The 17,427-nt window shown below is 69.6% G+C and carries 15 protein-coding genes; 8 read left to right on the forward strand and 7 right to left on the reverse strand.

Translation table 11 applies throughout. The features are described from left to right. Positions 1-55: 55 nt before the first annotated feature. The 3 genes from ABE485_RS06685 to ABE485_RS06695 form a co-directional block, all read right to left on the reverse strand. Complete coding sequence (locus ABE485_RS06685; RefSeq protein ID WP_346514392.1) at positions 56-1,252, reverse strand: CaiB/BaiF CoA transferase family protein; 1,197 nt, start codon at positions 1,250-1,252, stop codon at positions 56-58. A 75-nt stretch (positions 1,253-1,327) separates the two neighbouring features. Beyond that, on the reverse strand, positions 1,328-2,494 hold the full coding sequence (locus tag ABE485_RS06690; protein ID WP_346514394.1) for an acyl-CoA dehydrogenase family protein: 1,167 nt from the start codon (positions 2,492-2,494) through the stop codon (positions 1,328-1,330). A 16-nt stretch (positions 2,495-2,510) separates the two neighbouring features. Then, entirely contained in the window at positions 2,511-2,975 is a 465-nt protein-coding gene (locus ABE485_RS06695) for a MaoC family dehydratase (protein ID WP_346514396.1), read from the reverse strand. Positions 2,976-3,106: 131 nt separating this feature from the next. On the opposite strand from ABE485_RS06695, the gene ABE485_RS06700 reads away from it, so the two are divergent. The 3 genes from ABE485_RS06700 (at position 3,107) to ABE485_RS06710 (ending at position 7,067) form a co-directional block, all read left to right on the forward strand. Continuing rightward, a complete protein-coding gene (locus tag ABE485_RS06700) occupies positions 3,107-4,129 on the forward strand; it encodes an NADP-dependent oxidoreductase (RefSeq protein WP_346514398.1) in 1,023 nt (340 codons plus the stop codon). Then, positions 4,130-4,654, forward strand: a complete 525-nt coding sequence (locus ABE485_RS06705; protein ID WP_346514400.1) for a MarR family winged helix-turn-helix transcriptional regulator — start codon at positions 4,130-4,132, stop codon at positions 4,652-4,654. Positions 4,655-4,742: 88 nt separating this feature from the next. Beyond that, positions 4,743-7,067: a TonB-dependent receptor gene (locus ABE485_RS06710; protein ID WP_346514402.1), complete on the forward strand. Its 2,325-nt coding sequence runs from the start codon at positions 4,743-4,745 to the stop codon at positions 7,065-7,067. Here the strand turns inward: ABE485_RS06710 and ABE485_RS06715 are convergent. After that, positions 7,064-8,431 carry a sensor histidine kinase gene (locus ABE485_RS06715; protein WP_346514403.1) on the reverse strand — a complete coding sequence of 456 codons (1,368 nt, stop codon included), beginning with the start codon at positions 8,429-8,431 and terminating at the stop codon, positions 7,064-7,066. The genes ABE485_RS06710 and ABE485_RS06715 overlap by 4 nt on opposite strands. Then, the gene (locus ABE485_RS06720) at positions 8,391-9,074 is read right to left on the reverse strand and encodes a response regulator transcription factor (protein ID WP_346514405.1); all 684 of its coding nucleotides are present in this window, start codon (positions 9,072-9,074) and stop codon (positions 8,391-8,393) included. The genes ABE485_RS06715 and ABE485_RS06720 overlap by 41 nt, the downstream gene beginning before the upstream one ends. 194 nt (positions 9,075-9,268) lie before the next feature. Between ABE485_RS06720 and ABE485_RS06725 the strand changes: the two genes are divergently transcribed. From ABE485_RS06725 to ABE485_RS06745, 5 genes are all read left to right on the forward strand, one after another. Then, positions 9,269-10,396, forward strand: coding sequence for an ABC transporter substrate-binding protein (locus tag ABE485_RS06725; RefSeq protein WP_346514407.1), 1,128 nt, complete (start codon positions 9,269-9,271; stop codon positions 10,394-10,396). Positions 10,397-10,402: 6 nt separating this feature from the next. Then, positions 10,403-11,485 (forward strand): FecCD family ABC transporter permease, encoded by a 1,083-nt coding sequence (locus ABE485_RS06730; protein WP_346514408.1) that lies wholly within the window; start codon positions 10,403-10,405, stop codon positions 11,483-11,485. A gap of 31 nt (positions 11,486-11,516) precedes the next feature. Next, entirely contained in the window at positions 11,517-11,975 is a 459-nt protein-coding gene (gene azu / locus ABE485_RS06735) for an azurin (RefSeq protein WP_346514410.1), read from the forward strand. 2 nt (positions 11,976-11,977) lie between these two features. Further along, positions 11,978-12,760, forward strand: coding sequence for an ABC transporter ATP-binding protein (locus ABE485_RS06740; protein ID WP_346514412.1), 783 nt, complete (start codon positions 11,978-11,980; stop codon positions 12,758-12,760). Positions 12,761-12,840: 80 nt separating this feature from the next. Then, complete coding sequence (locus ABE485_RS06745) at positions 12,841-13,773, forward strand: hypothetical protein (protein WP_346514414.1); 933 nt, start codon at positions 12,841-12,843, stop codon at positions 13,771-13,773. A gap of 6 nt (positions 13,774-13,779) precedes the next feature. Here the strand turns inward: ABE485_RS06745 and ilvA are convergent, their stop codons facing one another. Together ilvA and ABE485_RS06755 are read right to left on the reverse strand one after the other, a co-directional pair. After that, on the reverse strand, positions 13,780-15,351 hold the full coding sequence (gene ilvA, locus ABE485_RS06750) for a threonine ammonia-lyase, biosynthetic (RefSeq protein WP_346514415.1): 1,572 nt from the start codon (positions 15,349-15,351) through the stop codon (positions 13,780-13,782). Between the two features lie 190 nt (positions 15,352-15,541). Further along, a complete protein-coding gene (locus tag ABE485_RS06755; protein ID WP_346514416.1) occupies positions 15,542-17,092 on the reverse strand; it encodes a winged helix-turn-helix domain-containing protein in 1,551 nt (516 codons plus the stop codon). Positions 17,093-17,427: the final 335 nt, after the last annotated feature.

Raw genomic sequence — 17,427 nt, forward strand, 5'->3', positions numbered from 1 at the left:
CAAGAATGCGCAAAGCCTGCTTCACGTGCGCGCGGCGCGGCCCGGGGACGACATGTCAGGCCGCCGCGCCGACCGCCGGCGCCAGCGCGTCCAGATAGCGCCGGATGGCGGCCTCGTCGTAGCCGAGTTCGGCAAGCACCTGCCGCGTATGCTCGCCCACCCGCGGCGGCGGCGACGCGGGCTTCGGGCGCTGGCCGTCAAAGCGCAGCGGCTGCGATACCACGTTCAATTCGCCATGCGCCGAATCGGCGAAGCGATAGATCATTTCGCTGGCGTCCATGTGCGCGTGCGCCAGCACCTCGCCGACGCCCTGGATCGGCGCGCACGGAATGCCGGCGCGCCCCAGCCGGTCGATCCAGGCATCGCGGCTGTCTTCACGCAGCGCATCCGCCACCAGCGCCAGCACCTCGGGGCGGTTGCGCACGCGGTCCGCGTTGGTGGCATAGCGCGGGTCGTCCGCCAGCGACGGCTTGCCCACTTCGTTGCAGAAGGTGCGCCAGAGGGAGTCGTTGGCCACGCCCAGCAGCAAGGGCCGGTCGCTGGCGTCAAACACCTGGTAGGGGCACAGGGATTCGTGGGCCGAGCCCCAGCGCCGCGGCTCGCTGCCCCGTTCCCAGTAGCTCTGCATCACATAGCCCATGAAGCCGACCGAGGTGTCAAAGAGCGACGCCTCGACCTGGCAGCCCTTGCCGGTGCGCAGCCGGCGCACGACGGCGGCCAGGATGCCGGTGGCGGCGTGCATGCCGGTCGCCTGGTCGATGGGCGAGATCGGACTGCGGATCGCCGGCCCGTCCTCTTCGCCGGTGATGGACATCATGCCGCAGAAGGCCTGCAGGATCACGTCATAGCCCTTGCCCCGGTTCAGGGGCCCCTTGCTGCCGAAGCCGGAAATGCTGCAATAGACCACGTCGGGCCGCAGTGCGGCGGCGCTGGCGTAGTCGATGCCCAGCCGAGCCGCCACGCCGGGGCCGAAGCTTTCGACCACGATGTCGGCAGTGGCGATCAGCCGCTGCGCCGCCTCGCGCCCTTGCGGCGATTTCAGGTCCAGCGCCACGCTGCGCTTGTTCCGGTTCACGCTCAGGAACACCGTGCCGTCGTCCTGGCGGAACGGCGGCCAGCGGCGCGTATCGTCGCCCTTGAGCGGCTCGACCTTGATGACCTCCGCCCCCATGTCGCCCAGGTACTGCGTGCACAACGGCCCGGCCAGCACCTTGGAAAAATCCACCACCCGCAATCCCTGCAACGCATCCATCGCGTCTGTCTCCTGGTTGTGTCGGGTCCCGACGACGCGGAACGCGACGTCGGAGTTCCCGCGGCGCAGCTACGTTCAGTACGACTTCGGCAGCCCCAGCACCTTCTCGGCGATGAAGCACAGGATCAGTTGCGGCGACACGGGCGCGATGCGCGGCAGCATGGCTTCGCGGAAGTAGCGCTCCACGTGATACTCCTTCGCGTAGCCCATGCCGCCATGCGTCAGGACCGCGGTTTCGCAGGCGCGAAAGCCGGCCTCGGCGCAAAAGAACTTCGCCGCGTTCGCTTCCGCGCCGCACGGCATGCCCTGGTCGTACATCCACGCGGCGCGGCGGTACAGCAGCTCGGCCGCTTCCAGTTCCACCCAGCGCTCGGCCAGCGGGTGCTGCACGCCCTGGTTCTGGCCGATCGGCCTGTCGAACACCACGCGCTCGCCCGCGTAGGCCGCCGCGCGCCGCAACGCCGCGCGCCCCAGGCCGGTGGCCTCGGCCGCCAGCAGGACGCGCTCGGGATTCAGGCCGTGCAGGATGTACGAAAAGCCCTTGCCCTCTTCCCCGATGCGGTCCTCGACCGGAACTTCCAGGCCGTCGATGAACAGTTCATTGGAATCCACCGCCTTGCGCCCCAGTTTTTCGATCTCGCGCACGCTGATGCGGCTGCGGTCCAGGTCGGTGTAGAACAGGCTCAGGCCCTGGGTCGGCTCCCTGACCTGGTCCAGCGGCGTGGTGCGCGCCAGCAGCAGGATCTTGTTGGCCACCTGCGCCGTCGAAATCCAGATCTTCTGGCCGTTGACCACGTAGCGGTCGCCCTGGCGCACCGCCAGCGTGCGCAGCTTCAGGGTATTCAAGCCCGTGTTCGGCTCCGTCACGCCAAAGCATGCCTTCTGTTCGCCGCTGATGATGGGCGGCAGCCAGCGCGCGCGCTGCGCGTCGCTGCCGTGCACCACCACCGGATGCAGGCCGAACACATTCATGTGGATGGCGGACGCGCCCGACAGGCCGGCCCCGGACGCCGCCACGGTCTCCATCATCAGGGCCGCTTCCAGGATGCCCAGCCCGGCGCCGCCGTACTCGGCGGGCATCGCCACGCCCAGCCAGCCGGCCCCGGCCATCGCGCGATAGAAGTCCTCGGGAAATCCGCCCTCTTTGTCCTTGCGGGTCCAGTAATCGTCGTCGAACCCCGCGCACAGGTCCTGCACGGCGCGGCGGATGGCGTTCTGCTCGTCGGTCAGCGCGAAATCCATGGGCGGCCTCCGGCGTTCAGGCCGCGCGCGCGGCGGGCTGGCGCAGCATCAGCGCCACGCGCCGGCAGGTCGCCACCAGTTCGTCGCGCTGGTTGTAGGCGCGATGGCCGAACACGACGATGCCGTTCCCGGGCCGCGACCGGCTTTCGCGCAGTTCCAGCACGTCGGACTCGACCCGCAGCGTGTCGCCCGCGAACACCGGCGCGGGAAAGCGCACGTCGTCCCAGCCCAGGTTGCCCACGGTCGTGCCCAGCGTGGTGTCGCCCACCGAAATCCCCACCATCAGCCCCAGCGTGAAGGCGCTGTTGACCAGCGGACGGCCGAACTCGGTGGTCTTGGCGTATTCCGCATCCAGGTGGATCGCGGCGGGATTCAGCGTCATGGTGGTGAACAGCACGTTGTCGGTCTCGGTGACCGTGCGGCGCACGTCATGCGTGAACCGCTGCCCGACGTGGAATTGCTCGAAATACAACCCGGCCATCGTTGTCTCCTTTGGCGCTCGCGGGATACTGTTCCCGTCTGGGCATGGGCATCCATGCCTGTTGCGTTAAACTGAACGCTAACATACGGTATGCATGCATACAATATTGGGAACAACCCGAGGAGACGCCCATGCAAGCCCGCAATCCGATCAACCGGCAGGTCGTCCTGAAGGCCCGGCCGATGGGCATTCCGCAGGCCGAACATTTTGAAATCCAGACCGGGCCGGTGCCCGAGCCCGGGAACGGCGAGGTGCTGGTGCGCAATCTGTTCCTGTCGGTGGATCCGGCGATGCGCGGCTGGGTGAACGCCGCCGCCAACTATTCGGAACCCGTCGCCATCGGCGAAGTCATGCGCGCCTTCTCCGCCGGCCGCGTCGTGGCCTCGCGCAATCCGCGCTATCCGGAAGGGAGCCTAGTCATGGGCCTGCTTGGCTGGCAGGACTACGCCATCACGGACGGCAAGGCCATCCGCCGCCAGGTGCTGGAGACCGACCTGCCGTTGTCGCTGTCGCTGGGCGTCCTGGGCCTGAATGGCGTCACCGCCTACTTTGCGCTGAACCACTGCGGCGAGCCCAAGGCCGGCGAGACCGTCGTGGTGTCCACCGCCGCGGGCGCCGTCGGATCCGTCGTGGGCCAGCTCGCGCGCCACCTCGGCTGCCGCGCCGTCGGCATCGCGGGCGGCGCGGACAAGGCGCGCCTGTGCGTGGAATCATTCGGCTTCGACGCCGCGCTGGACTACCATGCGCCCGACATGGCGCAGACGCTGGCGCAGGCCTGCCCCGACGGCGTCGACGTGTACTTCGACAATACCGCCGGGCGCATCAGCGACACCGTGATTCCGCTGATCAACCGGCACGCCCGCATCGTGATCTGCGGCACCGCCTCGGTCAGCAGCTGGGATCCCTGGCCCACCGGCCCGCGCGTCGAACGGCATCTGCTCAACAAGGCGGCGCGCATGCAGGGCTTTCTGGTCTGGGACTACGAGCACCGCTACGAGGAAGCCATCGCCGCGCTCGCGCCGCTGGTGCGGCAGGGCAAGCTGCGCTACCGCGAGGAAATCCTGGACGGCATCGAGGCCGCGCCGGGATCGATCGCCGATCTCTACCAGGGCAAGAACATGGGCAAACGCCTGATCCGGCTGGAGGATGCTTGAATGGCCAAGAAGGTTGCAGCAGATTCGGACGCCCGCGTGCACGACGCGCAGGACATCGAGGTGTCGCCGAAGGGCTCCGCCCAGGAAAACTGGGACCAGCGCCTTGGATTCCTGATGCATGACGTGTCGCGGCTGCGCCGCAAGGTCTTCGATGAAGTCATGAGGCCCGAGGGCATCACGCGCTCGCAGTGGTGGGTCATGGCGCACCTGTCGCGCCATGACGGCATGTCGCAAAGCGACCTGGCCGACGTCCTGGACCTGGGACGCGCGGCGCTCGGCGGGCTGGTCGACCGCCTGGAAGCCCTGGGCTTCGTGCGCCGCGGCGCCGACGAACAGGACCGGCGCACCAAGCTCGTCCTGCTGACGCCGGAGGGCCGCGCCATGATCGAGCGCATGCGGGTCAAGAGCGACGCCATGAGCGAAGCCATCCTGCAGGGCCTGGACGCCGCGCAGCGCCACGAACTCGCCGACATGCTGGGCATCGTCAAGCGCAACCTGCTGGCGTTCGACACGTCCCGCGCCTGATTCGGCCTGCCGCGCCATGCCTTAACAAGATCTTGAGACCCGCCTCGCCAGAATCGCAACGATTCTCACTGAGGCACTCAAGATCACCATGGCGCAATACAGAACACACGGACCGGGCGCGCTCGCCCTGAAGACATTGGGGATGGCGCTGGGCGCCGCCACCGCCCAGGCCCACGGCCAGGCCGCGCCCGCCGAGGGCGCCGTCCTGCTGGCGCCCGTCACGGTGCAGGCCGACGCCCCGCCCTACAAGGCCGACCGCGTGCAGTCGGGCAAATTCACCGAGCCCCTGCTGGACACGCCGCAAAGCATCACGGTCGTGCCGCGCGCGGTGCTCGAGGAGCAGCAGGCCAAGAGCCTGCAGGACGTGCTGCGCAACGTGCCCGGCATCACCTTCAGCTCCGGCGAGGGCAACCTGGGCTGGGGCGACATGTTCACGATCCGCGGGTTTTCCGCGGAGCAAAGCATCACCGTCGACGGCATCCGCGATGCGGGCCTGTCCAGCCGCACCGACATCTTCAACCTGGAACAGGCGGAAGTCTTCAAGGGCACGGGCTCCATCGAATCCGGCGTGTCCGCGGTCGGCGGCAGCGTCAACCTGGCCAGCAAGGAAGCACGCCTGGGCTCGTTCTACCAGATGTCCGGCGGCCTGGGCACGGACCATTACCGGCGCATCACGGCCGACCTGAACCAGGAACTGACCGACAGCTCGGCCCTGCGCGTGAATCTCATGCGCCATCACAACGGCGTGGCCGAACGCGAGGTCACCGAATTCGACCGCTCCGGCATGGCGGCGTCGCTGGCCATGGGGCTGGGTTCGCCCACCCGCGTCACGCTCAACTATCTGCACCAGGAAGACGACAACATCCCGGACGGCGGCGTGCCGATACAGCGCGGCACCGGCGGCCGGCGCATGCCGAACGTGGCGCGCAACGCGTGGTACGGGGACCCCGACCTGTACACGGAACAGACGCGCACGGACCAGGCCACGATGAAGGTCGAGCACGACTTCACGCAGGCCGCGCGCCTGACCAACATCAGCCGCTGGCAGCAGACCGACCGCATCGGCGTGCTGGCGCCGGCGCGCTTCAATTCGACGTCGCGCACCTCGTACGGCTATGCCGGCACGGGCCCGCTGGTCTACAGCGCCGACGGCATCCTGTCGTACAGCGGCGTCGAACCGCTGTCCAACCCGTCGCCCTATGCGCAGCTGCGCGGCAATGACTTCGGCACGTCCAAGCGCTACACCATCCTGGCCAACCAGACCAACCTGAACCTGGATTTCCAGACCGGCGCCGTCAAGCACGCGGTGATCGCCGGCGTGGAGTTCTACAAGGAAACCTACGGCGACCACGCGCGCACGATCCGCGCGCCCTCCTTCAACCCGGTCATCGACCTGCGCGACACCGGCGGCGCGGACATGGGCGGCGTGGACACGCGCAAGGGCGACTCGGGCAACAAGGCCGAGATCTTCAACGCCGGGCTGTACGCCGGCGACACGGTCACCTTCAATCCGCAGTGGATGCTGCAGGGCGCGCTGCGCTATGACCGCTACCGGGTCACGCAGACGACCGGCGCGGCCACGCAGCGCGTGACGGACGGCGCCTGGAGCGGCCGCATCGGCCTGACCTACAAGCCCGTGGAATACGGCAGCGTCTACGTGTCCTACAGCCAGGCGGCGCAGCCGTCGGCCATGGGCGCCTCCACCAACAACAACATCTACGGCGCCACCGGGTCCGACACCTACAAGCCGGCCGTGTCCAGGACCTGGGAACTGGGCACCAAGTGGGACGTGGCGGGCGGCGACCTGTCCTTGACCGGCGCCTTCTTCCGCACGGAACTGACGGATTCCTGGGAATACGGCGACGATGCCACCGACGTGGTGCGCGCCCTGCCCGCCAAGCGCGTGGACGGCATCGAACTGGGACTGTCGGGCAACATCACGCCGCGATGGTCGGCCTTTGCCGGCGCCAGCGCCATGAAAAGCCGCATCACCAAGGGCGCGAACCAGGGCGAAGAGGCCAAGAACGTCCCCGACCTGACCTTCAACCTGTGGACCACCTACGCCGCCACGCAAGACCTGTCGCTGAGCTATGGCGCGCAGTACGTGGGCAAGCGCCGCTATACCGACAACAAGTACGTCGGGGGCAAGAACAACAACAGCGCCACGGTGTCGGGCCCCTACGGCACGCATCCGGTCTGGGTCCGCGACCACGAAAAGGCGCCGTCCTACTGGCTGCATTCGGTCGCCGCGCGCTACCGGCTGAACAAGAACGTGACGCTTGGCGTGAACGTGGACAACCTGTTCAACAAGTTCTACTACAGCCGCGTGGGCGCCTCGCTGGACGGCTTCCAGCTCTATGGCGTGCCCGGCGCGGGCCGCACGGCCACCTTCACCGCCGACGTGTCGTTCTAGGGCGCAGTCGCGCCCAGGCCTGCGTCGCGCGGGCCTGGCCCCGCCGCGGCCAGGTCCACGCGGAACCGGCTGCCCTCGCCCGGCCGCGACGCCAGCGATACGCGCCAGCCCTGGTGTTCGCAGATGCGCTGCACCAGCGACAGGCCCAGTCCCAGGTTGCCGGCGTCGGGTTGTTCGCCGCGCACGAAGGGATTGAAGATCGACGCCTGGCGCTCGACGGGGATGCCGGGCCCGTCGTCTTCCACCTGCATGAAATCCGGCCCGGCCGTGATGACGACCCGCGCCCGCGGACCGGCGTACTGCAGCGAATTGCGGATCAGGTTGGACAGCACGGCGCGCAGCAGCGGCGCGGGAAACAGCAGCGCCGGGGCCGGCTGCCCGGCCGCTTCCGGCGTCGCCAGCGTCAAACGCATGCCGCGGCGCCGGGCGACGGGCGTCCAGGCGGCCAGCTGGCCCTGCGCCGCCGCCACGGCGCTCTCGCGCGCGAACAGGTCGGCGGCGTCGCCGCCCCGGGCCAGCATCAGGTAGGTGTCCAGCCGTTCGCGCATGTCGGACGCCGCCGCCTCAATGCGCGCCAGCCGAGCCAGCCCGGCCTCGTCCAGCGCCTGTTCCTCGCGCAGCAGTTCGCACGAACTGGAGATCACCATCAGCGGGGTGCGCAGCTCATGGCCCACGTCCGCGGTGAAGAGCTGCTCGCGCCGCAGCGCCTGCTCAAGCTGGTTGTAGGTGGAATCGAACGCCGCGGCCAGCTGGCCGATCTCGTCCGGTGGATAGTCCGGGGCCAGCCGGGTCTGCGGCGGCTGCGCCGCGCGCGCATTGACCTGCGCCGCCAGCCGCGCCAGCGGCCGCAGCATGCGCCGCGTGGCCAGGATGCCCAGGATGAAGGCGAGCGCCAGGCTGCCCGCCAGCCCGCTCACGGCGGTCCAGTGCGAGCCCGCCTGGTTCTGTTCGTATTCGGTGTAGTCGCGCAGCAGCATGTAGCGCTGGCCCTTCAGGTCATCGACCATCACATGCCACACGCGGCCGTCGCGCTCGATCTTGTGGAAGCCCGGCGCCAGCGGCCGCAGCCAGGCGGGGAACGCCGCGCTGCCCGGATCGCCGTGAAAGAAGCGGTTCGGCCTGCCCGGATCGATGCCCGCCAGAAAGTCGCCGCGCACCCGCTCCACCGCCATGCCCATGTCGATGCGCTGCAGGTGGGCCTCCAGCTTGCCCACGCTCCAGACCGACAGCCAGGTCAACAGCCCGGCCACCAGCAGCGCCAGCGCCACGTAGGTCAGCACCAGGCGCCGCGCCAGCCCGCGCCGCGCCGCCTGCCTGGCCCGCCTAGCCATCGACGGCCGCCCGCAACTGGTAGCCGATGCCATGCACGGTGTGCAGCAGCGGCGTGGCGTAAGGCTTGTCGACCACGTGGCGGATCTGGTGGATGTGCGTGCGCAGGCTGTCGCTGTCGGGCGGCGAATCGCGCCACAGCGCCTCTTCCAGCCGGGCGCGGTGGACCACGGCGGGACTGGCGCGCATCAGCAGCGTCAGCAGTTGCAGCGGCGACGGCGGCAGGCGCAGCGGCTGGCCCGCCCGGGCCAGTTCCAGCGTGCCGGTGTCCAGCGTCAGGTCGCCCACGCGCAGCACCCGGGCCGCGCCCGCGCCGCTGGCCCGGTGCAGCAGCGCCTTGGCGCGCGCCGCCAGTTCGGCCAGCGCGAACGGCTTGACCAGGTAATCGTCCGCGCCCGCGTCGAAGCCGGCCAGGCGGTTGTCCAGCGTGTCGCGCGCCGTGACCATGATGACGGGCGTGTTGCAGGCGGCCTCGGTGCGCAGGCGGCCGCAGAGCTCGTAGCCGTCCAGGCGCGGCAGCATCAGGTCCAGCACGATCAGGTCGAATTCGCCCGACGCGGCCATGGCGTAGCCGCGCTGGCCGTCCTCCGCGCAGTCCACGATGTAGCCGCGGCGCGTCAGGTGATGGGTGATGTTGGCGAGGATGTCGGGGTCGTCTTCGATGACGAGTACGCGCATGGGGGAGCGATCAGAGAATGGAAATCAATCTCACATTGTATGAGCCACCGGCCGTCCAGGCCCGGCTTGCGGCCTTTGCGCCACAGCTGGCGGCGTCTTAACGAATTCTTGAGACGGGTTGGCGGACACTGCGCGGCGATAGGAATGGTTCGCGTTCCCTGCACCCCTCGCGAGCACCGCCCAAAGGATCCCCCATGCGTACACTTGCCCTTTTCCGCGCGGCCGCAGCCGCGGCCGCCCTGTCGTGCGCCCTGCCCGCCGCGCAGGCCCGGCAGGTCACCGACCTGGCCGGCCGCAGCGTCACGGTGCCCGACCACCCGCGCCGAGTGCTGCTGGGCGAAGGCCGCTTCGTCTTCGCAATGGCGCTGCTGGACCGCCAGGATCCGGTTGCCCGCGTGGTCGGCTGGCAAGGCGAGCTGAAGCAGCAGGATCCGTATTCCTGGAACCAGCTGGTCGGGCGCTACCCCAAGGCGGCCGACGTGCCGCTGATCGGCAAGACCTCCGAAGCCAGCGTCAGCCCCGAGAAGATCGTGTCGCTCAAGCCGGACGTGGCGGTGTTCAGCCTGAGCGGCCACGGCCCGGGGCGCAACAACCCCATGATTTCGGCCTTGCAGGATGCCGGCATCCCCATCGTGTTCATCGACTTCCGCCAGCACCCCGTGCGCAACACCGTGCCCAGCATGCGCATCCTGGGCCAGGCGCTGGACCGCGAGGCCCAGGCCGAAGCCTACATCGCGTTCTACGAATCGCGCCTGGCCCGGGTGCGCAAGGTGGTCGATCCCGTGCCGCAGGCGCAGCGCCCCCGCGTCTTCGTGGAAATGCTGGCGGGCGTCTGGCCGGCCTGCTGCCACACCACGGGCAACGGCAGCTTCGGCGACCTGCTGGAAGCGGCCGGCGGCGTCAATGTGGCGGCGCCCGTGCTGCCGGGCGCGATCGGCGACGTCAGCCTGGAGTTCCTGCTGGACGCCAGGCCGGACGTCTACATCGCCACCGGCAGCCGTTCCGAGCCCGGCCGGCCCGGCCTGCTGGCCGGCCCCGGCGCCGATGCGCAGGTTGCCGCCGGCAGCCTGGCCACGCTGCTCGCGCGCGACGGCATCCGCGACCTGGACGCCGTCCGCAAGCAGCGCGCATTCGGCATCTGGCACGCCTTCTACAACTCGCCCTACAACATCGCCGCCATCGAGGCGATGGCGAAATGGCTGTATCCGGAACGCGCGGTCGCGCTGGACCCGCAGGCCACGCTGGATGCGCTGTACCGCCAGTTCCTGGACGTGGACAACGCCGGCGCCTACTGGACGGCCCCCGCCGCCGCGCCGAAGTAAGCCGCCATGACCGGTATCGCCACGGCCGCCCCCTGCGCCACCACGGCAGCCCCCGAGGACGCCATCGCCGCCTATCGGCGCGCGGTGCGCAAGCGCCTGCTCATCGGCGCCGCACTGGCGCTGGCCATCGTGGCCAGCCTGCTGGCCGACATCGCCACCGGCCCGGCGTCGCTTTCCCTTGCCAACCTGATGGACACGCTGCTGCATCCCGACGCGGCCAGCGCGGGCACCCGCGTCATCGTCTGGCAGTTCCGGCTGCCCTATGCGCTGATGGCGCTGCTGGTGGGCGTGGCGCTGGGCCTGGGCGGCGCCGAGATGCAGACCATGCTGGACAATCCGCTGGCCAGCCCCTATACGCTGGGCGTGTCCGCCGCCGCCGCCTTCGGCGCGTCGCTGGCCATCACGCTGGACTGGCACCTGCCGGCCGTGCCCGCCGGCATGACGGTGTCGGTCTCGGCCTTTGCCTGCACCCTGCTGTCCGTGCTGATCCTGGAGCGCGTGGCGCGCTGGCGCGGCGGATCGACGCTCGGCGTCGTGCTGTTCGGCATCGCGCTGGTCTATTCGTTCCAGGCGCTGGTGATGCTGCTGCAGTTCGTGGCCAGCGAGGAAGCCCTGCAAGGCATCGTGTTTTGGACCATGGGCAGCCTGGCGCGCGCCAACTGGACCACGGTATCGGTCATGGCCGCGGCCCTTGCCCTGGCCGTTCCGTTCTCGATGCGCGACGCCTGGAAGCTCACCGCGGTGCGCCTGGGCGAGGAACGCGCCGCCAGCTTCGGCATCGACGTCAGGCGGCTGCGTCTCGTCAGCCTGCTGCGCGTCAGCGCGCTGGCGGCGCTGGCGGTGTCCTTCGTCGGCACCATCGGCTTCGTCGGCCTGGTGGCGCCGCACATCGCCCGCCTGCTGCTCGGCGAGGACCACCGCTATTACCTGCCCGGCAGCGCGCTGGCCGGCGCGCTGATCCTGTCGCTCGCGTCCGTCGCCTCCAAGACGGTGCTGCCGGGCGCGCTCATCCCGGTGGGCATCGTGACCTCGCTGGTCGGCATTCCCTTCTTTCTCACCATCGTCGTGCGCACGCTCAGGCGCGCCTGACGGCCCTCATTCCAACAAGGAGATATTCCCGATGACCTTCCGCCCGACGCTCACGCTTGCCGCCCTGCTGATGGCTGGCGCGGCCCATGCAGCCCCCGGCGCCGAGTGCGCCATCGACGTCGAGGGACGCCCCGGCAAGCAGTTCAGCCCCGACCACATCGTCGTGCCCGCGACCTGCCAGGACTTCACCGTGCGCCTCATCCACACCGGCAAGAACAGCAAGGAAAAGGCCGGCCACAACTGGGTGCTGACTCGCACGGAGGACATCGACGCCGTGATGGTGGACGGCATCAAGGCCGGAGCCGGCCATGATTTCCTGGCGCCCGGCGATGGCCGCATCCTGGCCAGGACGCCCATGCTGGGCGGCGGAGAGACCGCCACCGTGACCTTCCCGGTCAGCCGCCTGCGCGCGGGCCAGTCGTACACCTACTACTGCTCGTTCCCGGCCCACGCGCAGCACATGCGCGGCACGCTGGTGCTGCAGCCCTGACGATGACGCCGCTTCGCATCCAGGATCTGTCCGCCGGCTATGGCGGGCGGCCGGTGCTGCGCGACGCCAGCGCCGGGCCTATGGCCGCCGGCTCGGTGACCGCGCTGCTGGGCCCGAACGGCAGCGGCAAGTCGACGCTGCTCAAGACCCTGGCCGGCCTGCATCCCGTGATGGGCGGAGCCATCCTGCTCGACGGCGAGGACCTGGCGCGCGCCAGTCCGGCGCGCCGCGCCGAATGCGCCATGTACATGCCGCAGGCCCTGCCGAAGGGCGTGCACATGACCGTCTTCGAATCGGTGCTCGTGGCGGCCCGCTCGGGTCGCCAAGGACATTCGGGGCACACGCTGATGCGGGACGCCATGGCGGTCATCGCGGACCTGGGCATCGCGCCGCTCGCCAGCCGCCACCTGGACGAACTGTCCGGCGGACAGAAGCAGCTTGCCTCGCTGGCCCAGGCGCTCGTGCGGCGCCCGCGCCTGCTGCTGCTGGACGAACCGCTGTCCGCGCTGGACCTGAACTACCAGTTCCACGTGATGGACGTGCTGCGCCGCCAGACGCGCGAGCACGGCCTCATCACGCTGGTGGTGCTGCACGACCTGAACATCGCCCTGCGCCACACGGACCATGCGCTGCTGCTGCACGCGGGCGCCATCGAGGCCGAGGGCCTGCCCGCGGACGTGGTCACGCCCGACACGCTGCGCCGGGTCTATCGCGTACGGGCGCGGGTGGAGCGCTGTCCGCGGGGACAGGCACAGATCCACGTGGACGGACTCGCGGAGCTGTAAGCGACGGAGTTGGCGCGCAAGGTTGGCGCGCAAGCACCGGTATATATTCACCCTTGTACGCCATTCCAGGGAGTCCGCCGATGACGAGCCGCCGCGCCGTGGCATTTCTGCTGAGCCTGCTTGCCGCCCCCGCGGGCGCCGCCGCGATCTACGACAGCCATGGCCTGGTGGTCGACGTCGCGAGCGGCAGCCGCAACGACTGGAACACCGGCCAGCGCCAGAACACCCGCGCCACGACCATCACGTTCCAGGGCAAGGCGCTGTGCGGCAAGGACGTCGGCGCCCTGCTCTATCCCGACGGCAAGGAACCCCAGGCCCGCGCCTTCTTCTGCCCGGGCCCGGCCATCGCGCTGGACACGGACGCGGTGCTGGCCTTCTTCACCAGTTCCAGCGCCAACACCGTGCTTGCGCACCTGCAGGTCGTCAACGGCGCCCTGCGCGTGCAGCGCCTGGCGCTGTCCGGCAAGCCCGACCGCGACCGGATCCACGGCACCCTGTTCCAGGATGCCCGCCTGCCCGGCTGGACGCGCGTCGATACGGCCTGGAACGAAACCGTGATGATCCGCCACGCGCCGCTGGACGCGCTGAACCTGGGGCCGGGCAGACTGCTGGACGTGGCGGGCGACGTGGCTTACCTGGCGGTCCCGCCCGGCCGGGACGTGGTGGTGGTCCAGCCGGCCACCCGCGTCAAGGACGCGCACGGCTATCTGCAATACGTCCCGGAAATCACCAAGTTCGTCGACGCTCCGCTGGCGTTCCGCGCCGTGCGCATGCGCGACGGGCGCGAGCTGGCGCGGCTGGACTTCAAGGACACCTGCCTGCGCCTGCCGGCCATCGCGTTCGACCGGCCCGCCCCGGCGCGCGCCGTCAGCGCCACACCGGACGTCGCGTTCGACGACGTGCCGGCGTGGCGCGCAAGCACATTGGAACTGGTGCAGGCGTCGGGCCGCGCGACGCTGCGCCTGCGTCCCGGCGTCGAACTGCCGCGCAAGCCCGGCTGCGCGCCGGGCTGAGGGGACTTAGATCAGGAACTGCCGGTAGGCCTCGTTGGCGGTTTCCTCCGAGTGCGCGTAGCCAAGCTGACGCAGGAAGGCATCCAGCGCCGCGTCGTCGGCCACCGGCGCCTGGATGCCCACCAGCGCGGAGCTGAAGTCGGCCCCCTGGTTGCGGTAATGGAAGAGGCTGATGTTCCAGTTGGGCGCCATCGCCGACAGGAATTTCATCAGCGCGCCCGGGCGCTCCGGAAACTCGAAGCGGAACAGGCGTTCGCCGCCCGCCAGCGGCGAGCGTCCGCCCACCATGTAGCGGATGTGCTGCTTGGACACTTCATTGTGGGTCAGGTCGCTGGCCGAGAAGCCTTGCTCCTGCAGCGCGGCCATGATGTCGGCGGCCTCTCCGCGGCGCGAGATCTGCACGCTCACGAAGATGTGCGCGGTGCGCGCGTCCGCGATGCGATAGTTGAACTCGGTCACGCTGCGCTGCCCGATCACGCCGCAGAAGCGCCGGAAGCTGCCGCGCTCTTCGGGCACGGTCACGGCGAACACCGCTTCGCGCGCCTCGCCCACCTCGGCCCGGTCGGCCACGAAGCGCATGCGATCGAAGTTCATGTTGGCGCCCGACGTGATCGCCACCAGCGACTGCCCCCGCGCGCCTTCGCGCTCCACGTATTTCTTCATCCCGGCCACCGCCAGCGCGCCCGCCGGCTCCAGCACGCTGCGCGTGTCCAGGAACACGTCCTTGATGGCCGCGCATACCGCGTCCGTGTCCACCAGGATCACTTCATCCAGGTACTCGCGGCACAGGCGGAACGTTTCCTCGCCCACCAGCTTGACGGCGGTGCCGTCCGAGAACAGGCCGACTTCGGCCAGGATGACGCGCTCGCCCACCCGCAGCGACTGCGCCATCGCGCAGGAGTCCTCCGTCTGCACGCCGATGACCTTGACCCCCGGATTGACCGCCTTCACATAGGCAGACACGCCCGCCGCCAGGCTGCCGCCGCCAATCGGCACGAAGATGGCGTGCAGGGGCTCGGGATGCTGGCGCAGGATTTCCATGCCCACCGTGCCCTGGCCCGCGATCACGTACGGATCGTCGAACGCCGGGATGAAGGTCAGGCTCTGTTCCTGGGCCAGCTTTTGCGCGTGGGTGTAGGCGTCGGTGTAGGAGTCGCCGGCCTGCACCACCGTGACGGTCGGGCCGCCGTGCGCGCGCACCGCGTCCACCTTCACCTGCGGCGCCGTCTGCGGCACCACGATGATGGCGCGCACGCCCAGCTTGGCCGCCGAAATGGCGACGCCCTGCGCATGGTTGCCGGCCGACGCGGTGATCACGCCGCGGTCGCGCGCGGCCTGCGGCGTATTGCGCATCTTGTTGTAGGCGCCGCGCACCTTGAACGAAAACACCGGCTGGTTGTCTTCGCGCTTGAGGTGAATGGTGTTGCCCAACCGGGCGGACAGGCCGCGCGCCAGATCCAGTTCGGTCTCGCGGGCGATGTCATAGACCCGGGCGGTCAGGATCTGCCTCAGGTATTCCATGGGCGAGGCGTTGCCGGCCTGGAAATCGGGCGTGTCGGTGCGGGGTGTAGCGGACATGGTTTCTCTGCTTGGGTAGGCTTGCCCGGCAGAGGCGGCCACAAAAAACCCGCCTCGTGGGGCGGGTGGCTGTGACTGTTGTTGCGGTCGCGCGCTAACCCACCATTCCAGGAATGATGGTAATAATCAGCGAAATGCGGACGGCGCGGGAATTCATGGGGGCAAAGCTTGCGCCAAGCGCGGCGCTTTGTCAAACCGGACCTGTGCGCGCGATGTCCGCCGCGCCCGGCGCCGAAGCCAGCACCTCGGGCGGCAGCCCGTCGGCGGCGCGATGCCGGGCCATCTGCGTCGCAATGCCCCGGAACATGCGCTCGCGTCCGGCCGCATCGGGCACGCGCCGCACGAACAGGTAGTCGTAATGGGCCAGCATCCGCCGCAGCAGCGCGGCATCCAGGCCCAAGAGCGCCTGGCGAAGGTCCTCCGGCAACGCCTCGTCCGGATGCGACAGGAACAGCCCGAGCTGCATGCGCGTCAGCGGCTTGGTGCGGTAGAGCTCGGCGTTGGCCGATTCGGACGCGGCGCGGTCGCCCAGCGCCACCAGCGTCGTGCATTTGAGCACCATCAGGAACACCTGAAACTCCGAGCCCGGTTCGGCCAGCTCGATGCCCTGGTCGAAGTCCTCGACCGCCCCGGCCAGCAGGCCGCGGTTCAGCTTGAGCTGCCCCAGCACCGCGAAGGCCGACGCATAGGCGGTGCCCTGCGCGAACGCGTCATCGGCCAGCGCCTGCGCCAGTTCCAGATGATCGCGGCTGACGAAACACAGCAGCTTGGCCGCCGCCAGCATCAGCATGGGGTTGTCGCGGATGTGCGGCAGCGCCTGGAACACCAGGGCCTCAATCCGCGGCTCCAGTTCCGCCGGCAGGCTGGAGATGTCCAGCACCAGCCGCGCGTACAGAAGGGACGCCTCCATCAGCGCGGTCTGCGGATCGTCCGGGTGCTCGGCGCGCAGCTTGTCCAGTTCGTGCGCGGATTCCAGCCAGCTCTGCGGCGTGCGCGACAGCAGCGTGGCGGCCCGGTGCATGCGCAGTTCGAAGGGCTCGTCGGTCGGTCCCGCGTGCCCGCCGCGGGCCCGCGTCAGGCTGCGCCAGATTTCGCTCTTGATCGACGCGGCGCACGCGGCGGCGGCGCGTCCCAGGTCGGGCGTTTCGCCCGGACGGATCACCAGGCGGTCGGCGCGCAGGGCCTGCCCGCCGCCGGCCTCGCGCAATGCGACCGCGCAATGGACGCCCGCGTCGTCCTGGCGCAGGCCGATTTCCACCTGGAACGCCGCCTCGGCGCGCGCGCCCGGCTCCAAGCTGACGGCCCGTTCGCTGGGCAGCCGCTCGCGCAAGGCCTCGGCCAGGGCGGCAAGAAAATCGCCGACCGAGGCATCTTCCCGCAGGCGTTCGGGCCCGGCCACCGGGCCGATGGCCACGTAGACCGCGTCGGGCAGTTCAGGCGCGGCGGCCGCGATCCAGCTGTAGCCTTCGCCGTAGCTGGTGGCGATGTAGCGCGGCGCCCGGGCCGAATCGCCCAGCTTGGCGCGCAGGCGATTGACCAGCAGGTCCACGCTGCGCTCCAGGGCGTCGGCCTCGCCGCGCTGGGTGGCGTCCAGCAGCCGCTGGCGCGGCAGGATCGCCCCGGCCTGTCCGACCAGCAGCGCCAGCGCCGCCGATTCGGCCGGCGTGAACGGCACCACGCGGCCCTGCCCGTCCGTGGCGTAACGGAACCGCTCGTCGAATGTCAGGTCTCCGAATCGCATCTGCCCTCCCTGCCCGTGGCGCCCGGCGGCACGCGCCATCCGCGCGTCTGCCGGCGCGCCGCCAAGACTGCCGGAAAGCCGCAATGCTATTCGATACGCGCCGCAAGAGGCCAGCGCTCCAAGGCCGCGCGCACGGCGATTCAGCCCCGCATTGATACGTCCCTTTTATATTTGGGATAAGCATATGCCTGGGTTGGCATCAAATAGGAAACGTTTCGCGGCGCAATGCGTAGCACGGTATTACAATGGAAGGTTCGTGGCAGCCGCACTTCCCAAGGCGGACCAGGATACGGTTGAGCATCGGACTGATGCATCGCCGGCCGGTCCAGTCAAAA

Origin of the sequence: Achromobacter spanius (assembly GCF_039673305.1) — a bacterium.
Taxonomy (GTDB): Bacteria; Pseudomonadota; Gammaproteobacteria; order Burkholderiales; family Burkholderiaceae_B; genus Achromobacter; species Achromobacter spanius_F.